General features: G+C 42.3%; 14 protein-coding genes and 1 tRNA gene. 12 read left to right on the forward strand and 3 right to left on the reverse strand.

The window, feature by feature from the left end; translation table 11 throughout:
* Positions 1-55: 55 nt before the first annotated feature.
* On the reverse strand, positions 56-361 hold the full coding sequence (locus ACERC6_RS00925; protein WP_284674389.1) for a hypothetical protein: 306 nt from the start codon (positions 359-361) through the stop codon (positions 56-58).
* 91 nt (positions 362-452) lie between these two features.
* The gene (locus ACERC6_RS00930; protein ID WP_373627373.1) at positions 453-971 is read right to left on the reverse strand and encodes a hypothetical protein; all 519 of its coding nucleotides are present in this window, start codon (positions 969-971) and stop codon (positions 453-455) included.
* Positions 972-1,266: 295 nt separating this feature from the next.
* On the opposite strand from ACERC6_RS00930, the gene rpoD reads away from it, so the two are divergent.
* From rpoD to ACERC6_RS00960, 6 genes are all read left to right on the forward strand, one after another.
* Entirely contained in the window at positions 1,267-3,129 is a 1,863-nt protein-coding gene (gene rpoD, locus ACERC6_RS00935; RefSeq protein ID WP_373627375.1) for an RNA polymerase sigma factor RpoD, read from the forward strand.
* A 217-nt stretch (positions 3,130-3,346) separates the two neighbouring features.
* Positions 3,347-3,673, forward strand: a complete 327-nt coding sequence (locus ACERC6_RS00940) for a YbeD family protein (RefSeq protein WP_373627376.1) — start codon at positions 3,347-3,349, stop codon at positions 3,671-3,673.
* Between the two features lie 64 nt (positions 3,674-3,737).
* On the forward strand, positions 3,738-5,018 hold the full coding sequence (locus ACERC6_RS00945; protein ID WP_373627378.1) for an exonuclease SbcCD subunit D C-terminal domain-containing protein: 1,281 nt from the start codon (positions 3,738-3,740) through the stop codon (positions 5,016-5,018).
* Between the two features lie 3 nt (positions 5,019-5,021).
* On the forward strand, positions 5,022-8,801 hold the full coding sequence (locus ACERC6_RS00950; protein WP_373627379.1) for an AAA family ATPase: 3,780 nt from the start codon (positions 5,022-5,024) through the stop codon (positions 8,799-8,801).
* A 94-nt stretch (positions 8,802-8,895) separates the two neighbouring features.
* Positions 8,896-8,982: transfer RNA gene (locus ACERC6_RS00955), tRNA-Leu, on the forward strand.
* Between the two features lie 734 nt (positions 8,983-9,716).
* Entirely contained in the window at positions 9,717-9,926 is a 210-nt protein-coding gene (locus tag ACERC6_RS00960; protein WP_284674327.1) for a hypothetical protein, read from the forward strand.
* Between the two features lie 134 nt (positions 9,927-10,060).
* On the opposite strand, the gene pdxA is transcribed toward ACERC6_RS00960, so the two are convergent.
* Positions 10,061-11,161 carry a 4-hydroxythreonine-4-phosphate dehydrogenase PdxA gene (pdxA, locus tag ACERC6_RS00965; protein WP_373627380.1) on the reverse strand — a complete coding sequence of 367 codons (1,101 nt, stop codon included), beginning with the start codon at positions 11,159-11,161 and terminating at the stop codon, positions 10,061-10,063.
* Positions 11,162-11,294: 133 nt separating this feature from the next.
* On the opposite strand from pdxA, the gene dnaB reads away from it, so the two are divergent.
* From dnaB to putA, 6 genes are all read left to right on the forward strand, one after another.
* A complete protein-coding gene (dnaB, locus tag ACERC6_RS00970) occupies positions 11,295-12,722 on the forward strand; it encodes a replicative DNA helicase (protein WP_284674325.1) in 1,428 nt (475 codons plus the stop codon).
* Positions 12,723-12,779: 57 nt separating this feature from the next.
* A complete protein-coding gene (gene alr, locus ACERC6_RS00975) occupies positions 12,780-13,907 on the forward strand; it encodes an alanine racemase (RefSeq protein WP_373627381.1) in 1,128 nt (375 codons plus the stop codon).
* A gap of 108 nt (positions 13,908-14,015) precedes the next feature.
* Entirely contained in the window at positions 14,016-14,936 is a 921-nt protein-coding gene (gene argF, locus ACERC6_RS00980) for an ornithine carbamoyltransferase (protein WP_373627382.1), read from the forward strand.
* Positions 14,937-15,197: 261 nt separating this feature from the next.
* Positions 15,198-15,926: an SIMPL domain-containing protein gene (locus ACERC6_RS00985; protein WP_373627383.1), complete on the forward strand. Its 729-nt coding sequence runs from the start codon at positions 15,198-15,200 to the stop codon at positions 15,924-15,926.
* A 135-nt stretch (positions 15,927-16,061) separates the two neighbouring features.
* The gene (locus ACERC6_RS00990; RefSeq protein ID WP_373627384.1) at positions 16,062-17,144 is read left to right on the forward strand and encodes a L,D-transpeptidase family protein; all 1,083 of its coding nucleotides are present in this window, start codon (positions 16,062-16,064) and stop codon (positions 17,142-17,144) included.
* 262 nt (positions 17,145-17,406) lie between these two features.
* Positions 17,407-20,988, forward strand: a complete 3,582-nt coding sequence (gene putA, locus ACERC6_RS00995; protein WP_373627385.1) for a bifunctional proline dehydrogenase/L-glutamate gamma-semialdehyde dehydrogenase PutA — start codon at positions 17,407-17,409, stop codon at positions 20,986-20,988.
* Positions 20,989-21,164 lie beyond the last annotated feature (176 nt).

The following is a 21,164-nucleotide window of genomic DNA, read 5'->3' on the forward strand; positions in this document are numbered from 1 at the left end:
TTAAAACTTATCAAAAAACCGAATTATTAATCAAAGATATTAATAATTCGGTTTTTTAATTAGGTAAGTTCATCTGGGTGGTGTCAGGATTGAGTCCAAAATAAAATACCACTGTTGCAATCAGACTGTTGATGATGATAAACGCCCAGTCAAATGTTTCGTGGTTTAATAAAAAGCGACCAACCAATGCACTAACCGCCAGCATAATGACAAAACAAGCCAGTAGATATTTAATAATCAGTGGGTGTGTTAGAGAGAATCGTTCGTGATTGACTTGGTGGCGTAAAAGGTGCTTGCGATGAATGACAAAACCAATCACATAAACAATCGCCCCAAAAATGATAGAACCAACAATACCCATCAGACACCTTTTTTATTTTATCAACGCTATTTATCTTATAAATTCTTTGATATCAATCTAAGATTGACACACCAACCAACCACAAACATAATCAAAGTAAATCAATCAAATCATCATCGCAAGACACTTGATAAACCGTGTTTGAGCCATGAACAATATACATAATATGGCGACTATCTAACAATGGATTGATATTTTTGATGGATTCTTTGACCTGTGCCAAAACCATCGCACCATCTTTTCGTGCAACAATCTGTTCAATATCATCTTGACTTATATCAAATCCATTTGCTTTAAAATACCGCCAACCTGTCGGTATATTCAGCACTTCAAGTGGTTCGGGTTTATCCCAAACAGATGAGCTACCTTTTGGTTCTTTCATCTGCATGACCAAAACGCCATCATCTTGACTGATTTTTATTTGAGCAGGCTCATCATGACTAACGGTATAACACCCCACCACAGCATCCATCTGCACGCTTACCTGCGTGTCGCTCGGTGCCGTGATTGTACTTATATCTTGCTCGTCCGACTTTTGGCAGGCAACCAAAAAAATCAGCAAACATAGCGTGCCAAAACCAATAGATTTTGGGGTAAATCGTACAATCATAAATCAACCAGTTGGTAATATCTCAATGAGTAATATCATGGGTAAAGCACTCACTTGTAAAAAACCCATCACGTCAAATCAGCTTGGCTATTTTACCGATATTTATGTGATTTTGCTAGCTTAAGTTTTATCTTTTGTCTGAAGTTTTTGTGAATGTTAGGATAGACTTTGATATCAAGACATAAATTTCTTAGCAAGGGTTTAAAAAATCACAAATACCCCCATATTGTTAGCATCTGTGCTATAATATTCAGTATTTTTTTAGGTCAAGCAAATAATAACAAAGCGAGTATTCATGAGCGAACAACATTCTAATTCTCAGCTAGCGACTTTGATTCAGCTAGGCAAGGAACAAGGTTATCTGACTTATGCCGAAGTCAACGACCAACTGCCTGAATCAGTTACAGAAAGCGACCAGATTGAAGACATCATTCAGATGCTAACCGATGTAGGCATTCCTATATACGAAGTTGCCCCAGATGAAGATGACATCATCTTGACCAGCTCAAGTAATGATGACGACATGGCTACCGATGAAGCCGTTGCCGTCTTAGCGAGCGTTGAGACCGAGCCAGGTCGCACAACCGACCCTGTGCGTATGTATATGCGTGAGATGGGTACTGTAGATTTGCTGACTCGTGAAGGTGAGATTGGCATCGCCAAACGCATCGAAGAAGGTACTCGAGAAGTGCAGTACATTATGGCTTACTGGCCAGGTACAGTAAAATTCGTGCTTGATGAATACGCCCAAATCGAGACAGGCGAAAAGAAAATCTCCGATATCGTCTCAGGATTTTTAAATCTTGGTGATGATGAATTTGAACTCAAAGACGACAACGAAATCGACCTAACAGACATCAAAGAAGAAAACAAAGTTAATGCCCTAGAAGACGATGACGAAGAAAACGGAAGTATGGATGCTGCTGGCGGCGATGATGACAGCAACCTTGACCCTGAAGAAGTGCGTACCCGCTTTGAAGAGATTCAAACTCTATTTGCCAAATCACAAAAAGCCCTAGAAAAGCACGGTCGTGGCAGTAAGGAAGCTAAGGCAGCTTATGATGCATTAGCATCTCGTTTTATGCTCATTAAACTAAATAACCGTCTATCTGACCAAGTCATGACGCTCATGCGTGAAGTGTATGAAGATGTTCGTAATAATGAACGCAAAATCATGCGTTTGGTGGTGCGTCGTGGCAAGATGCCGATTGACGAGTTTAAAAAAACCTTTCCAAGCAACGAAACCAATCTTGACTGGCTACGCCTTCGCATTGATGGCAAACCTGCCTTTGCTGAGACATTAGAAAAGGTATTACCTGAAGTCATCGCCCTACAAGAAAACATCCTAGCTCACGAAAATGAACTACAGATGGATGTCAAAAACATGAAGGCGGTGGCTCGCCAAATGGCAATCGGTGAGGCAAAAGCCCGCCGTGCTAAAAAAGACATGGTTGAAGCCAACCTGCGTTTGGTCATCTCCATTGCCAAAAAATACACCAACCGTGGCTTGCAGTTCCTTGATCTTATCCAAGAGGGTAATATCGGTCTTATGAAAGCTGTGGATAAGTTTGAATATCGCCGTGGGTATAAGTTTTCCACCTATGCCACATGGTGGATTCGCCAAGCCATCACTCGCTCTATTGCTGACCAAGCACGCACAATTCGTATTCCAGTACATATGATTGAGACGATTAATAAAATTAACCGTGTTAGTCGTCAGCTGTTGCAAGAAATGGGGCGTGAACCCACACCAGAAGAGTTGGGCGAACGCTTAGATATGGACGAGGCGAAAGTTCGCAAAGTCCTAAAAATCGCCAAAGAGCCTATCTCTATGGAGACTCCGATTGGTGATGATGAGGATAGCCATTTGGGTGATTTCATCGAAGACAACACCATCTCAAGTCCTGTAGATAGTGCCACTGCTGAGGGGTTGCGTGAAGCAACTCGTGAGGTGCTAGACAACCTAACCGAACGAGAGGCAAAGGTACTCAAAATGCGTTTCGGCATTGACATGGCATCTGATCACACCCTAGAAGAGGTTGGCAAACAATTTGATGTTACCCGTGAACGCATTCGCCAAATAGAAGCCAAAGCCCTGCGTAAACTTCGCCACCCTTCTCGCTCTGAGCATCTGCGTTCATTTCTTGAAAATGATTAAAGGGCAAGTCGGACCGCTCAAGTCAGTCAAGGATTGGCTTAACCAATCAGCTTTTGACAATAAAATAGCCACCCTGCGTGGTTATTTTATTTTTCGTTTCTGATGGATTACTTAAAAAACAGTCCTTAGGACAATCCGCCAGACAACTTGAAAAACCACCGCAAGACTCCATCTATTTACCACACCAAATAACATAATAAATAATCAGGTAGCCGCTATGAAACTTACCAACCTAAACCGCAAACCCACCGCAACCAATGCCAAACGCACAGAAATCCAAAACCCAGAGCTTTGGAATTTTCCAATGGATTATCCCATCAGTATCATTGGTCATGAAGGTGAACACGATGCTTTGTTGCATGAAGTTACTTTAATTTTGGCAGAGATTTTTCCTAAATTTGATGCTGCCAGCATTCAAATCAAACCATCTAAAACAGGCAGATTTCACGCTTTAAGAACCAGACTGTACTTAACTTCTGCCGATGAAGTCAATCGATTATATACCGCCCTTGATAAAGCAAAAACCGTAAAGACAGTTGTATAAAACCCATCTTTACCGTTAAGCGTGCTATCACCCATATTTATCAATATCACACAGCTTTTATGTCATGACCACTCCACCACCAAAACCAAGTACCACTACTTTGCGTGTGTTACATACTTCAGATTGGCATCTTGGCAAACGACTTCATCAACAGCAACGCTATGAAGAGTTTGCCGAGTTTTTGGATTGGTTGGTGGACTTCATCAACACTCAAGCAGTTGATGTTTTGATTGTTGCAGGTGATGTTTTTGACACCATGACACCCAGCAACAAAGCCCAAGAACTGTATTATCGCTTTTTGGGCATGGTTGCTAAAAGCAGTTGTCGCCATATCATCATCACCGCAGGCAATCATGACAGCCCAACCTTCTTGGACGCCCCAAAATCCATCTTAACTTTCCTAAATATCCATGTCATCGGCATGGCAAGCAGTCAAGTGGATGATGAGCTACTCATATTAAATAACGATGACATACCAGAAGCCATCATACTGGCCGTACCTTATTTGCGTGATAAAGATGTTCGTGATAGTGGGATATTTGATGATATAAAAAATAAAGAATATGATACCATAAGCGGAATCGCCAACCACTACAAGAAACTCGCCACCCATGCCAAAGAGCAACAAGCACGCATTCTAACCGAGCATCACAAAAAAGTCCCCATCATTGCCACGGGTCATCTATTCATTGCAGGGTCGCACACATCATCTCATGATGACGGCATGCGAGAGCTGTATGTCGGCACGCTTGGGCAAGTCTCTGCCAGTATTTTTGATGAAGCGATTGATTATGTTGCCTTAGGTCATATCCACGCACCACAAAAAGTTGCAGGCTGTGAACACATTCGCTACTGCGGTTCACCGATTGCCATGGGTTTTGGAGAAGTAGGAAAATCCAAACAAGTACTCATTATTGATTTTACTGATGAACAACCACCAAAAATTCACACCCTGCCCATTCCTGTATTCCAAAGACTGGCTCGCATCACGGGTGATTGGGATGATATCATCAATGAACTTACCCAGCTTTATGACGAACCTAACAGCATCTGGGTGGAAGTTATCTATACAGGATCTGCACTACGCCCCACCCTTACCCAAGACATACGAGAACTATTAAAAGATACCAATATTTTAGCATTAAGCATACAAAATCAGGCTTTGTATAAAAAGACCCTTGCCGTACAGCCGACAGCTCTGAATATAAAATCACTCAGTGAGATGGATATTTTTACACAATTGCTCGACAAAAAAGGCATTGATGAAGGCGAACAAACACAACTTAAAACCGCTTATCAAATTCTTTTGAGTGCTGTACACGACAGCGACCAACACGCAGAATGATTCATGAAAATTTTAAGTCTAAAATTTACCAACCTAAATTCCCTTAAAGGCAGCTGGCACATTGATTTTAGTAGTGATGCTTTCATGCGTAACGGCTTATTTGCCATCATCGGTCAGACAGGTGCAGGCAAAACCACCATTTTAGATGCCATCTGTCTTGCCATCTATGGGCAAACGCCACGCATCAAACAAATCAGTGCCAGTCAAAATGAGCTGATGAGCCTAGGAACAGGCGAATGTGCAGCACAAGTAGATATTGACATGGCGGGAAAATTGTATCGCTTTGCGTGGCAGCAACGGCGAGCAGGCAACAAAGCAGATGGCAAACTTCAAGCCATTCGCCGAGAAATCAGCCGTATTAAGCACGCCCAAGACAACCAAGGCGAACTCATTGAAACCAAGTCAAGCCTTTGTGATAAAAAAGCTGTAGAAATCATGCACATGACTTTTGAGCAATTCACTCGGTCGGTGATGCTTGCACAGGGCAATTTTGCTGCTTTTTTAAAGGCGGATGCTGGCGAAAAAGGTGAGATTTTAGAGCAAATCACCGGTACAGAAATCTATGCCAAAATCAGCATGCAAGCCCACTTGACCGAAAAACAAAAACTTCAGGAACTGACTGTATTACAAGACAGACTTGACGATGATCAAGTCATGAGTGATGATGATTTTTTTGCCCTAAAGGCAAGCATTCATGCCGATGAACAAGCACTAAAAACCCATCAAGACCAGCTTATCAACATTGACAAACACATCAAAACCCAAGAAAATAAACTTGCCTGCGAACAAAAAATCGCCAATCTGACCACATCTTTGGCAAAGTACGAACACGAAAAAAACAACTTTGCTCCACAACTTGATAAATTGCACCTTGCCAATAAAGCACTAAAACTGTACGGTACATACACACATTACCAAAATCTAAACGAACAAAAAACCGAGCTGACCAATGAACAGCACGAGCTTCGCCAAAAACAAATAGGCATGCAGACCCTACTTGAGCAGGCAAACACCAAACAAAAACTTGCCAATCAAGCACTAAAGGATGCCAAAGAAGCTCAAAAAACCACCACCCCCTTACTCCAAGAAGTACAGGGGCTTGATACACAGATTACTCAGCTAAGTCAGCAACAAATCGAGCTTGGTACACAGCACAGCCAAAAACAGCATGAACTTAACCAAGCCAAACAGCGACTAAGCGAACTCACCAATGAACAGACCGCCCTTAAAGCTGATTTTTTTAGCTTGCAGGAGAGTATTCAAAACATGAGTGACGATGATAGTCAAGACTTAGGTGTATTGACTGCCCTAACACAAGAGTTTGACCGTCAACAGGTCAGATGGCAACAGCTATCACAACACACCCAAAAAAACAAAACCAAACTTGATGCACTTGAAGCAGACATTAAGCAAAAACGAAATGCATATCGATATGCCAACTCTCAACTAAAAAACCATCAACAAACTTACAGCCAACTACAGCAAGATCTTAATAACATCAGTACTGATGCGACCGACAACCTACATTCTTACGGCTTGTCATTGCAACAAAGCATTCACATGCACACCTTGCTGTATCATATATGCACCGAATTACACACACTATATCAAGAACAATCAGCACGCCATCTGCTCATCAATGAACACCAAAACACCATCAAAGCGGACAACGAGCGATCATCACAGCTAACACAAACGATAAATACACTACAGCAGCAATTAGCAGAAGCAGAAAATACACTTATTGCTTTAGAAAATAATAAATCCCTTCAACAAGAAGTTCAAATTTTACAAGAACGCCTTGCCAAATTAGCCACAGGCGAGCCCTGTCCGTTATGTGGCTCATGTGAGCATCCTTACAAGGATAATAGCGGTCATACCAAAACCCAAGTGGACACTAACATTGATGAGACTATCACACACACTCGTGAGCACCTAAAAACAACAAACAGTGCTTTGCAAAAGCACACTCAGGACAACCTTATCCTACAAAACAACATTAACAACACCGCAAATCAGTTAGCAACGCTATCTGCCCAGAGTCATGCTCACGACAAAAAAATCAACGATCTTATCACAAAAATCAACACACTTACCCAAGAAAACAAACTACCAACACCAACCATCACACCAGATGAACTATCCAATCATCAAATACAAATCAAAAAATCTCTTGACCAATTGCACCAAAAACAGCAACAATATCAAGCACTAGAACCACAAATCACCCAAATCACCACCCTTCTCAATCAGGCAAATGAGACCTGTCAAGCAATCAAACAAGACGGCGAGCTAATTAGCAACCAAATCACTTTGGCCAAGCAAAGTTTCGCCAACAGCCAGCAGGAGCTTGATGAGCTGACCGATGACATCAGCCAAACTTTGGGGCAAATTAATCATCTTTGCCATAAGCTAGGGAAAAACACCCCCATCATCACACACACTAACCCTAAAAATTGGACGGCAATTCACCACAATATCTTGCAAACCATTCATCTAATCAAACAAGATTTTGAACATCATCAACACGCCAAAACCAAATATCAAGAGTTAGAACGAAAACTTGATGGGCTTGACATACACCTTAGCAATCAAGAACAACAAATACAGACTCTAAGCGATGATGAATGTGCAATATCCAAGCAACTACAAACCATCACCGAGCAGCTTAGTAGCTTACAGCAAAGGCGATGGGCACTTTTTGATGATAAGGATGTTGAGAATGAGACACGCCAGCTGATGGAGCGTATCGAGCAGGCGAGCGAACAACTCAACCAAGCAACACTAGCACAACATCAGCATCAGCATACACTAGCAGCCGTCAAGCAAAGACAGCAGGAAGTCAATGAGCGATTGAATCATCTTAATTGCAAGTTTGACGGCATTACCAATGAATTTCATCAGGCATTGATTACACATGGCTTTAATGATGTGGCACATTTTTTAGCATCTTATCTTGAAGAAGCAGATAGATTGTCTTTACAGAACCAGTCAGATGCCATTGATTACGCCATCAAAAAAACTTGTGAGACCCTTGAGCAAGAACAACAGCTATTAAAACATCTGACAGACACCACCTGTCAGCAAGTCTCTTTATCCGAGTTACAAGCCCAAAAACAAAAAATTGTACAGCAAGAGCGAGTCCTGCTACAAAACTTAGGAAAAAATCAGCAGATTTTACTTGATGCGACACTTGATCGTGAAAAACACAGCCAGTTAACCCAAGAAATCCATCAAAAGAAACAAGATATTACCATTTGGCGTAAATTAAATGAGCTTATCGGTTCAGCCGATGGCAAAAAATACCGTAATTTTGTGCAAAGTCTTACCTTGCAACTCATGCTACATCATGCCAATGCGATACTACAACGCATGAGTGAACGATATATTCTTCAGCACAATACGCATGATAAGAAAAACTTACTTGAAATCAATATCATCGACACCCATCAAGGTAGCGAAGAACGCAGCACCAAAAACTTATCTGGCGGTGAGAGTTTTATCATTAGCCTTGCATTAGCACTTGGATTGTCCACCATGAGTAGTGAAAATATCAGCATCAATTCGTTATTCTTAGACGAAGGATTTGGCACACTGGATGAAGAGCTACTCGATGTCGCTCTATCAACACTGTCCGCACTACAAGATGAAGGCAAGATGATCGGTATCATTTCACATGTTACGACACTAAAAGAGCGAATCAGCACACAGATCGTAGTACAAAAAACCGCCAATGGCACAAGTCGCCTATTAGGTTTGGGCGTTCATCAATTAGCATCCTAAATTTGATAAAAAAATTAGTAAAATTTACAAAAAACACTTGACGAATCTTAAAATTCCTATATAATACGCAACATGTTTCATAACAGCCACTTATGCCAGTGTGGTGAAATTGGTAGACACGACGGATTCAAAATCCGTTGCCCTTAAAAGCGTGTCGGTTCGAGTCCGACCACTGGTACCAATTCAGCGTTCATAAAAGCTCGCTAAAATAAAACAACCCTTGAAAACATGAGCTTTCAAGGGTTGTTTTTTTGTATCATTTCACTGCGTAAAAATCACTTATATTACCTTAACGCCACTCCATCTCACATATTACCAATCCTATTTATCACAAAGAATATACTTGGTTTATTTTAATTGGTTCTACAATGGTGCGTTTTGTCATAAAAAAACACCCCAAGGGTTAAAAACCGAGCATCTAACTTTTGGGGTGCAGGTCATATTGTGATGGGGTTTTTATCAGAATGAACTATCAAATGTTCGCCTAGATGGATTTAACATTAAGCTGAAAAATCTGCCAAACTTTTTGGCTAAAATACCGGGTAACTGGATGGTTTTCATGATTTTTACCCAATAAAAAACCGCTCATCAGACGATAAGCAGTTGAGTTGAAACAAAAAAGCCAAGATTTATCTTGGCTTTTTTGTAGGATATCCTATAATATGTTTTATCAAGACAAGGTGTTGCAACACCGAGTCTTGATAGGTTACCGCCACCGACCTAAGTCAAGTGGTGGCTATCCTAGGAGATGAACGATGAAAATGTTCAAAATCGCAATCGTTTTAATCTTAGTATTATTCAGCACATCTGATTGGTAATACTAAGTCCAGCCAAAAGGCTTGAGCTGGGTGGTGCAAGCACCCGGTTTCTCCTAAAACTTGTGATTATCTTAGCAATAATTTAAAGGGTTGTCAAATGCCAAAAACTATATCAAACCCAAAGACACGCCACCAAATCAACGAAGACAGCATGGCACACCGTGGCATTGTCAATAAAGCCTTTAAACTGCATGAAGATACGGTGGCTCTGGTCAAGGATTTGTCTAAACAAACAGGCAAATCACAAGCCCAAATCGTAACTGAAGCATTGCAGATGTATGCCAATCAAAACATCGTAGATGCCTAACCACCAAAGCCATCTGTCTTTGTCAGCTGTCGCCATAAATCTCACAAGTGCTTAGTCTGCCGTGTGGACAAGGTTTTATTAAGAAATTTTCTGTCGGCTTTGATGGCATATCTGCCACTCCCACCTATTACGACTTATTCTTTAAGACTTATGATATTTTGGGTTGTGGTTGGTTGATTTTCTTGTTTACCGCTCATCATTTGATGTGCCATCTTAATTGCTTGAACCAAACTACTGCTACTTGCTCTGCCAGTTCCCGCCAAGTCCAAAGCAGTACCATGATCTACCGAAGTGCGTACATAAGGCAATCCTAGCGTGATATTAACCGTATCTCCAAAACCATGTGATTTTAAAGGAGCCAACCCTTGATCATGATACATGGCGATGATGGCATCTGCCTGAGACAGATATTTGTCAGTAAATAGCGTATCAGCAGGCATGGCAAGACTGATGTCCACACCCTTATCACGAAATGCTTGCAAAACTGGATTGATGATACAAATCTCTTCATCACCAAGATGACCGCCCTCGCCTGCATGGGGATTAAGACCACACACTAGAATTTTTGGGTGCTTTATACCAAATTGTTCACGCATTGCCCACTCGGTAATGGCGACCGTCTGTTGCACCTCGATGGTCGTGATGGCATCAGCAACCATTCTCAAAGGAATGTGGGTGGTAACAAGTGCCACACGCATTTTGGCATTAGCTAGCATCATCACTACCTTATCACAACCTGCTTTTTGCATAAAATACTCAGTATGCCCACAAAACATCTGCCCATCATCTAGATGAATACCGGCATCTATCATAACCGACTTTTGAATAGGTGCAGTAACAATCGCCCCAACCACGCCGGCAGATGCCAAATTATGTGCCAATCTAAGCTGTCTTTCAACCATGTAGGCGTTTTGCACATTTAACTTTCCAGAGATGACAGCATCATTGCAAGGCGTATGAATAACATATACACAATCAGCTAGGAATTGGTTGGTATCAAAAACTTCCTGCTCATCAATCACCCTAAATATCGGCATTTCATCAATCAAACCAACCACTTTTAGTTCAGACATTCTTTGAAAAAAAGCGGTCACGTCTGCCGTGATAACAATCGGCATAGATAGCTCATCACGATGGTGGCACAAGACATCGATGACAATATCCATGCCAATACCTGCAGGCTCGCCTGTGGTAATAAGTAGGGGTTTGCTTGCTGTAGGCATGGCGTCATTCATGATGATTTTCTCTTATCCAATCTTAGGTTTTGGTGAATAAATTTCGTACTTAATTTAGTATTTATTATATCGCTTTTGTGCTAAAATTTGTGTCTAAATTTTAGCAATCATATTAAAAAAAGAACACTTATTCATGACAACCAGCACCAAAAAAACCAATAAAGAAACTCATGATAGTAGCGATGACTTATTAAGCCTTCAACCGCCTCATAGTATTGAGATTGAGCGAGCTTTGCTTGCTTCACTCATGAGTATTGATGAATCCTTTGAAAAGATTGATAGCATCATTACCGATGATGATTTTTATGGCGAACGGCATAAGCATATTTTTCGGGCAATCACACATCTATCAAGGGTAAATCAGCCTTATGATAGCCTGATGGTTTATGACTATCTCAACGCCCAAAATCTTTTAAATGCTGCAGGCGGTGAAGACTATCTCATGCAGATTAACCAAAGTAGAGGAACGCTATTTAATCTGGTGCCGTATGCCGAACGAGTGCGTGAGTTTTCGGTGTATCGTCAGCTCATTAAATCCGCCAACAATATGCTAAATCTCGCCTACCACCCAAAAAAACAAACAGTAAGCGATATCCTAGATACGGTCGAAGCGGATATTTTTCGCATCAACGAAAACTACACCAGCGGTGTGGGCAAGCAGGGAGTACAAAACATTACCGACATTCTAATGAATGTTACCAATCAGCTGGCTGAACTAAAGGCAAGAGATGGCTCAATGATTGGTCTTGCCACGCCATTTGAAGAGCTAAACAACAAAACACAAGGGCTACAAAAAGGCGATATGATTGTTGTGGCAGCTCGCCCATCAATGGGTAAGACGACTTTTGCGATGAATTTGGCAGAATCAGTACTCATGCAGGGATTGCCTGTGGTGGTATTTTCTATGGAGATGCCTGCTGAATCCATCGTTACTCGTATGTTGTCATCACTGGGGCAAATCAACCAAACCAATCTGCGTTCTGGTAACATGAGTGAACACGAATGGGCGGCATTATCCACCGCCATTACCATGATTCAAGATAAGCACCTATATGTAGATGCTCGCAACAATCTACCGCCAACTGAGATTCGCTCCACCTGCCGCCGTATCGCCAAAAACCACGAAAGCGGTCTGGGCATGGTCATCATTGACTACTTGCAACTTATGAAAATCCCTGGCATGGAGAATAACCGTGTTGGTGAAATTGGTGAAATCAGTCGTAGCATCAAAGCACTGGCTCGTGAAATGAACTGCCCTGTCGTTGCTTTATCACAGCTGAACCGAAGTCTTGAACAGCGACCCAACAAACGCCCTGTCATGTCCGATTTGCGTGAATCTGGTGCCATTGAGCAAGATGCCGACCTGATCATGTTCATCTACCGTGATGAGGTGTATAATAAAGACAAGGCGGATAATAAAGGTTTTGCAGAGATTATTATTGGTAAACAGCGTAATGGACCGATTGGCACTGTGCCATTACGCTTTGAAGGGCAATTCACTCGCTTTACCAACTTTATCGAAGGCTATGGTATGCCTGAAGATTATGAAGAAGAGATGTGATTTATCATCAACCACCCAATAACATTCAATCAACATACCCATAGGCGACACTCAGCAATGCGAAACACCACCTTGACCATCAACCAAAATGCTTTAGCACACAATCTATCCACCATCAAAAACAGCCTAAATGCCAACCACCCCGCCAAAGTTATGGCAATGGTCAAGGCAAATGCCTATGGGCATGGCATTGCTTACGCTCTGGCAGGATTAAAAGATGCCGATGCCTTTGGCGTGGCGTGCATGAGTGAAGCCCTAGAGGTTAAAAAAGTCTATGATATTTTAGGTATCAGACGACCAATTATTCTCATTGAAGGCGTATTTGACGAAAACGAATGGCTAATCGCTTTAGAGCAAGGCTTTGGCTGTGTTATTCATAGTCAAGCACAGCTTGATTTTGCCATCAAATATCCCGCCTGCAACAACAGCTTTACTCGCACCATTTGGTTAAAATACAATACCGGCATGAACCGCTTAGGCTTTGATAAAGATGAGACAATAAAAGCTGCCAACACCCTATACAATATGGGCTATAAGCTCATATTGACCAGTCATTTTGCCTGTGCTGACGAAACAGATAGCCCCATCACCGCCAAACAAATTGCTCGTTTTAATGTGCTACTTGAGCAACTGCGAAGCAGTGTTGGTAGCGATATTCAAGCATCATTATGTAATTCAGCCGGAATTTTAAATCATCCTAACGAGCATCATGACTGGGTGCGTACAGGCATTGCCTTATATGGTGCTAGCCCCTTTAGCCATATTACACACCGCACGCTTGGACTTAAACCTGCGATGATATTTAGTTCGCACATCATGGCGGTGCAGTCTGTAGATACAGGTGAATCGGTAAGCTATGGGGCTTTATGGCAAGCAAACAAACCAAGCCGTATTGGTATCGTCAGCTGTGGCTACGGCGATGGCTACCCCAGAGTCATCAAGAATGCATCTGTTGGTGTTAGTATCGATGGTAAAATCACACTTGCACCGATAGTTGGGCGTATAACGATGGATATCATGATGATAGATATCACCGAAATAGCCTGCGATGTCGGCACGCCTGTCATTTTGTGGGGAGGTGATGACGCCCCAAGTATTGACGAGGTCGCTGCCAATGCAGGGACAATTGGCTATGAGATAATGTGTCGCACCACCACAAGACCGATACGCAAAGTTGTCATTTAATCCCCATATGGGATACCAATCACTTGGTTCAAGTTGTAAAAACCACTAGCCATTTAAAATAAGCTTTGATATACTCAAATTTTTTCCTAATAAAGCAAAGGAATATTCATGAGTGTTCGTCATTTTCTTACTCTACTTGACCTATCCAAACAAGAGCTTCGCACAGTCATCAATCGTGCCAGCGAACTTCGCAAAATGCAACATGCAGGCGAGGTTTATCACCCTTTTGTTGGGCGTACACTTGCCATGATTTTTGAGAAATCTAGCACTCGCACTCGTGTATCTTTTGAGACAGGCATGGGGCAATTTGGTGGTCAGGCTCTATTTTTATCACCTAATGATACTCAGCTGGGGCGTGGTGAACCCATTGAAGATTCTGCTCGTGTGATTAGCTCCATGACCGACATTGTCATGATTCGCACCTTTGCCCATGAGCGTGTACAGACCTTTGCCAAGCATTCATCTGTGCCTGTCATCAACGCCTTGACCGATGATTACCACCCCTGCCAACTGCTTGCTGATATGCAGACTTTTTTTGAACATAAAGGCGATATCAAAGGCAAAACCGTAACATGGGTCGGCGATGGCAACAATATGTGCAATTCATACATTCTAGCCGCCGAGCAGTTTGACTTTTATCTAAATATTGCCACGCCAAAGGGCTATGAACCAAATAGCGAACTTACCACCAAATACAGCCATCGCTTAACCTTAACCAACAGCGTTGCTGATGCTGTCAAAGGCTCACACCTTGTGGTTACAGATGTGTGGGCAAGTATGGGACAAGAGGCTGAACAAAAAAAGCGTGAACAAGACTTTGCAGGATTTCAAATCACCCCTAAGTTGCTAGATACTGCTGATAAGGAGGTATTATTCATGCACTGCCTACCCGCTCATCGTGGCGAAGAGATCAGTCATGACCTATTAGATGATGCTCGTTCGGTGGTATGGGACGAAGCTAAAAACCGCCTACACGCCCAAAAAGCACTCATGGAATTTTTATTAAAAGACAAAATTAAGCTTGATTAACCCCAAAAAAGACGCATCACCACCATGATGCGTTTTTTGGATGACGGCATTAACAGCCTTACCAATCTACAAAACAATACCCATACAATTTTTATAACATTAGCCAATATTCACCAAAAGCAAACAACCCAACACGATGATTTTTATTATATTTAAGCTAGCTTTTCATTATTTACCAATCTACTATCTGCCAATCTATTATTCATCAATTCATCGTCATTCATTCAGACTTATCAAAAATGAACTCCAAAGGAGCAACTCATGACCACTTTGTCCACAATCACTCGTCTTAGCATCGCATTAAGTTTGGGGATAATGGGTAGTCTTGCAACATTTAGCCATGCCCATGATAACCAAGCCTATAACCGCATCAGCTTTCAGGTGGAAGCACAAGAAGAGGTTGCTAATGACGAAATTCAAGCAAGGCTAGCCAAAACCGCCCAAGCCAAAACCACCAAAGAAATCGCCAAAATCTTAAACAAAACCATGAACGATGCCCTAGCCATCGCCAAAAAATACCCCAATGTCAGCATAAAAACAGAAAGTCAAAGCACCTATCCAAATTATGATAAAAACAACACCATCACAGGCTTTACTGGCAATGTATCAATACAATTAAAAAGCCAAAACTTTGAGGAAGTCGGTCAGCTCATCAGTGATTTGCAGTCCATCATGATGGTTAATGATGTATCTTTTAGTGTCTCAAAGAATACACAAAATAACATCAAAAAACGTCTCACCCTAAATGCCACCAAGAACTTTTTGGAGCAAGCACAAGCCATCAGCCTTGCCTTTGGAGCAACTGATTACAAAATCGTTTCAGTGCAGTTAGATGGGGCAAATCATCGTCATGTATACCCGATGGCTGCAATGTCAATGGCAAAAAACACCAACGATGGCATCAAAGCTAATTTTGAAAGTGGCACCACCACGCTTATCTATCAAGCAAGCGGTACGATTGAACTGGTAAATCAATCATTAGCCAAGTAAGCTGCCAAATACAACAGTCAACGGTGCGTAACCACTCGTAATTTGACTTTTAAGACTCATTATTTTATGTTATGATGAGTGTGTTTTACTTTTGAAATAAATATTTTAATTTAAAATTTTAAATCGGACATACCAATGGCTAACAAAAAACCATTATTTATTAGCACTTTATTGTCTCTTTATCTAGGTCTTGCAAGCACTGCTTATGCCAATGAAACCAGTGCAGAAGATGATATTGTTACAGGTGAAGCGGTAGAATTTGCTGATACTGACACCAGTGCCATCAAAAGCATTGAGCAAGATGGCAAACGAATAACAACAGTCAATTTATCAGACTACGCCAAGACGGTCAATCAGTCCACTTGGTCGCCTAACATGAAAGTCAATACCGCCATGACGGTAAAGCTACAAGTGCTACTTGACTGGAATCACGCATCGCCTGGTCCGATTGATGGCGGTTGGGGCATGAACAGCAAAAAAGCCTTGATTAATTTCCAAAAAATCAAAGACCTAAAACCAACAGGAAAGATGGACGAGGCAACTTGGGCGGCATTGATTGAAGATATTGACCCAAATCAACCTGTACTTGTCTCATACACCATCACCACCGATGATGTCAAAGGCTCATATAAAGCACTACCAGGCAGTGCCGAATCACGCTCCAAATTAAAGGCCTTGAACTACGAAAATATTCAAGAGATGTTGGGCGAACGCTTCCATATGTCTGTTAATTATCTTGAAAAACTCAACCCAAATAAAAACTTCGTTGAAGGCGAGACCATCACCGTTATCAACACAGGAAAACCTTTCTCTGGTCGCATCACTCGTGTAATAGCCGATCGGACAGACAAAATCCTATATGCCTATGATGGCGATAAACTGGTGGCAACCTACCCAACTACCGTTGGTGGTGTCGCTACTTCCACGCCAGGGGGTAAATACAAAGTAGTCAATAAAGTTAAAATGCCACACTACAAAGCCACTGTCAATCGTGAAAGCGAGACCAACAAAAAAACTTTCATTTTACCGCCAGGACCAAACAGTCCTGTTGGTGTGGTATGGCTTGGTCTGAACAAACCAAGCTACGGCATTCATGGCTCACCGGTGCCTGAGGGTATCAGTCGCCAATCATCTTTAGGCTGTGTGCGTCTGACCAACTGGGATGTACTTGAACTATATGCCAATATTCAAAACGGTGCATCGGTTGAGATTCGCTAATCTGGTAGCCACCCATCAAGAAAATCAGACCCATAATTTAATTAGCCAAAAGTCCACTACTTTTGGCTAATTTATTGGTTTTTCCAATGTCAAACAACGCCCTTTTACATTTATGCACATTATTTAAACATTACTCATGACTTTTATTGATGACATTCTTATGATAATGATATAATAATGCACATATAAGTGATATCAATCACCATCTCAAATCATTGTATAATAAAATCTACCCTTTCATACCATTTTATAAGGACAAAGCATGTTCCAATTCACCCACTCTCAAAGTCATTTGCGTGATGCCATTACCAATGCCTATCGACTTGATGAACAAGTAGCTGTACAAAATCTAGCTTCAACATTGCAGTTATCCCAAAGTCAAAAAACCGAAATCAGCGAACTATCTCATCGCCTCATCACTCAAGTGCGTGCTGACCGCAGTAAATCGTCAGGTGTGGATGCACTCATGCACGAATTTTCTTTGTCAAGCGAAGAAGGTATTGCTTTAATGTGCCTTGCCGAAGCCCTACTTCGCATCCCCGACAACGCCACTCGTGATAAGCTCATTCGTGATAAGTTGGCTGATGGCGACTGGAAGAGCCATGTTGGTAATAGCCCTTCTATGTTTGTTAATGCTGCTGCTTGGGGCTTGGTATTAACAGGCAAATTAACCACCGATGTTAACGAAAAATCACTAGGCTCTGCCCTAACTCGTGTTATCCAAAAAGGTGGCGAACCATTCATTCGTGGCGGCGTCAACTACGCCATGAAAATGCTTGGCAAACAGTTTGTTACAGGTCAAACCATTGATGAAGCCCTAAGAAACGGCAAAGAGCGTGAAAAACTAGGCTATCGCTTCAGCTTTGATATGCTAGGAGAAGCTGCGATGACTGCTGCTGATGCAGACCGTTATTATAATGACTATGTTACCGCCATTCATGCCATTGGTAAAGACGCCAAAGGTCGTGGTATCTATGATGGCAATGGCATCTCTGTGAAGCTCTCTGCCATTCACCCCCGCTATTTTCGTGCCCAACATGAACGAGTGATGACTGAGCTGTTGCCACGCTTAAAAGCACTATTCATGCTTGCTAAAGAATACAACATCGGTCTAAACATTGATGCAGAAGAAGCCAATCGTTTGGAACTATCACTTGATTTGATGGAAAAGTTGGTATCAGACCCTGATTTGGCAGGCTTTAACGGCATTGGTTTTGTGGTACAGGCTTATCAAAAACGCTGTCCTTATGTGATTGATTATCTGATTGATCTTGCTCGTCGCAACAACCAGCGTCTCATGATTCGTCTAGTAAAAGGTGCGTATTGGGATAGCGAAATCAAATGGGCTCAAGTTGATGGTCTGGACGGTTACCCTGTCTATACACGCAAAGTTCATACCGATATCTCATATCTAGCTTGTGCCCAAAAACTACTGAATGCACAAGATGCCATTTTCCCACAATTTGCTACGCACAACGCCCAAAGCCTTGCCACCATCTATAAGATGGGCGAAGGAAAAGATTTTGAATTCCAATGCCTACATGGCATGGGCGAGACTCTCTATGACCAAGTTGTCGGTGAACAAAATTTAGGTCGCCGTGTACGCATCTATGCTCCTGTTGGCACACATAAAACCCTGCTTGCTTATCTGGTGCGTCGCTTGCTTGAAAATGGTGCAAACTCGTCATTTGTCAACCGCATTGTTGATGAAAAAGTTAGCATTGATGAACTAACCATCTCGCCTTTAGATGAGATTGATGTCAATCATATCACCAGTAACCCATTAACACCAAAACCACGCCACATCTATGGCAACCGCCTAAATTCGTACGGCATCGACCTAAGCAATGAGCATATGCTTGCCCAATTAGAAGCCGATATGAATGAGGCACTAGGTATTGATTTTAACATTCAATCCATCGTTAGCGTTAATGTAGAACACCAAGCTCCGCATCAGGTAATCAACCCTGCCAATCATGCTGACATTGTTGGACATGTATCGTTTTTAGAATCCGCTTCTGTGCCAGAGGTCATCTCTGCTGCTATTGATGCCCAAAATAGCTGGCAATCAACCCCACCAACAGTGCGTGCAAATATCTTGCGTCGCTTTGCTGATATGTTAGAGTCGCCAAAATACATGGCACTGCTGATGATGGTTGCCGTGCGTGAAGCAGGCAAAACCTTGCTAAATGCCATTGCTGAGGTGCGTGAAGCGGTTGATTTTTGTCGTTATTATGCCGATGAAGCCGAACGCCTAAACCTAAATAGTCCTGTTGGCACAATGGTGGCAATCAGCCCTTGGAATTTTCCGCTTGCCATCTTTGTTGGTGAGGTGGTGTCAGCCCTAGCGGCAGGCAATACGGTTGTTGCTAAGCCTGCCGAACAGACCTCCCTTATCGCCCATCTGGCAGTAACTTGGTTACACGAAGCAGGCGTACCACAAGATGCCTTGCAATTGGTCTTGGGTGCAGGCGACATAGGGGCAGCATTGACCACAGACAGTCGCATTGATGGCGTGATTTTCACAGGCTCCACCGATGTTGCCAAACGCATTAACCACACCTTAGCACAGCGAGATGACAACCCCACTCTCATCGCTGAGACAGGTGGCATGAATGCCATGATTGTTGATAGTACCGCCCTACCTGAGCAAGTATGCACCGATGTATTGGCATCTGCATTTGACTCAGCGGGTCAGCGTTGTTCAGCACTTCGCATCTTGTGCATCCAAGAAGATGTAGCCGACCATATGATTGAGATGATTAAGGGGGCAATGGATGAACTGATAGTGAACAATCCTGCCTATCTATCTACCGATGTAGGCCCTGTGATTGATGCTGAAGCACAAGAAAACCTACTCAACCACATCAATACCTTAAAACAAATCGCTCCATTTCATGAAGTGAAAATCCGCTCAACAGATGTGGGTACTTTTGTTACCCCTATCATGTTTGAACTACAAAATTTATCACAACTTAAAAAGGAAGTTTTTGGACCTGTACTACATGTGGTTCGCTTTGCTGCTCATGAGTTAGACGACTTGATTGACAGCATCAACAAAAAAGGCTTTGCCTTAACACATGGTATCCATAGCCGTATTGATAGCACCATTGAGAGTATCGCCGACCGTATCGAAGCAGGCAATGTATATATCAACCGCAACATCGTTGGTGCAGTTGTGGGCGTACAACCCTTCGGTGGTCATGGGATGAGTGGCACAGGGCCAAAAGCAGGTGGTCCATTCTACCTACAGCGTCTAAGCTGTCTTAGTACTTGGTCTGTCCCAGCGGTTGATTTTCCTGCAACGGTCAATGAAATCGCCATCAATCAAATAATAACAGCCGCCAAAACATCAGGCTTAATCACCGATGCCACACAGCTAGAAACAGCGGCAAATATTGCACGCACTTCGGCACTAAACGGTGCATACATTAACCTACCAGGACCAACAGGTGAATGCAACACCCTATCGTGGCGTGCACCACATGCTGTTACGCTCTACGGTGGCAATGCCATTGATGCGGTTAAAACTTTGATGGTTTTAGCAACCAACAATATACACACCCACATTACGCCAGAACATGAACTCTCTACTCATGCAGAACATTTTGGCAGCCTGCTTAGCATCATAGAATCCGCTGGTGCTGATACCAATGATATCATCATCGCTCTCACAGAAATGCCAAGCGATGAACGGGTAAGATTGGCAACGCTAGATGGTGCAATTCGCCGTGTGATTGATGCCAAAGACGGTCTTGATGTAGCACGCCTGTATCATGAAATCAGCCAAAGCTACAACACCACCGCAGCAGGCGGTAACGCCAGCTTAATGGCAAGTGCCTAACCTAACAGCCTAAATAATACGCATCCCAGTGGTGCGTATTATTTTATAAAACCAATCAAAATTAATATAATATTTTAAAATTTAAAATAAAAAAAATTTTTAACCTATTGACAAATCTGCACCCCTTATCAGATTTAGCATACAGAACCATCATAAATTTTTCCTCCAAGTCATTC

Origin of the sequence: Moraxella sp. E33BD (assembly GCF_041807865.1) — a bacterium.
GTDB classification, from domain to species: domain Bacteria; phylum Pseudomonadota; class Gammaproteobacteria; order Pseudomonadales; family Moraxellaceae; genus Moraxella; species Moraxella haemolytica.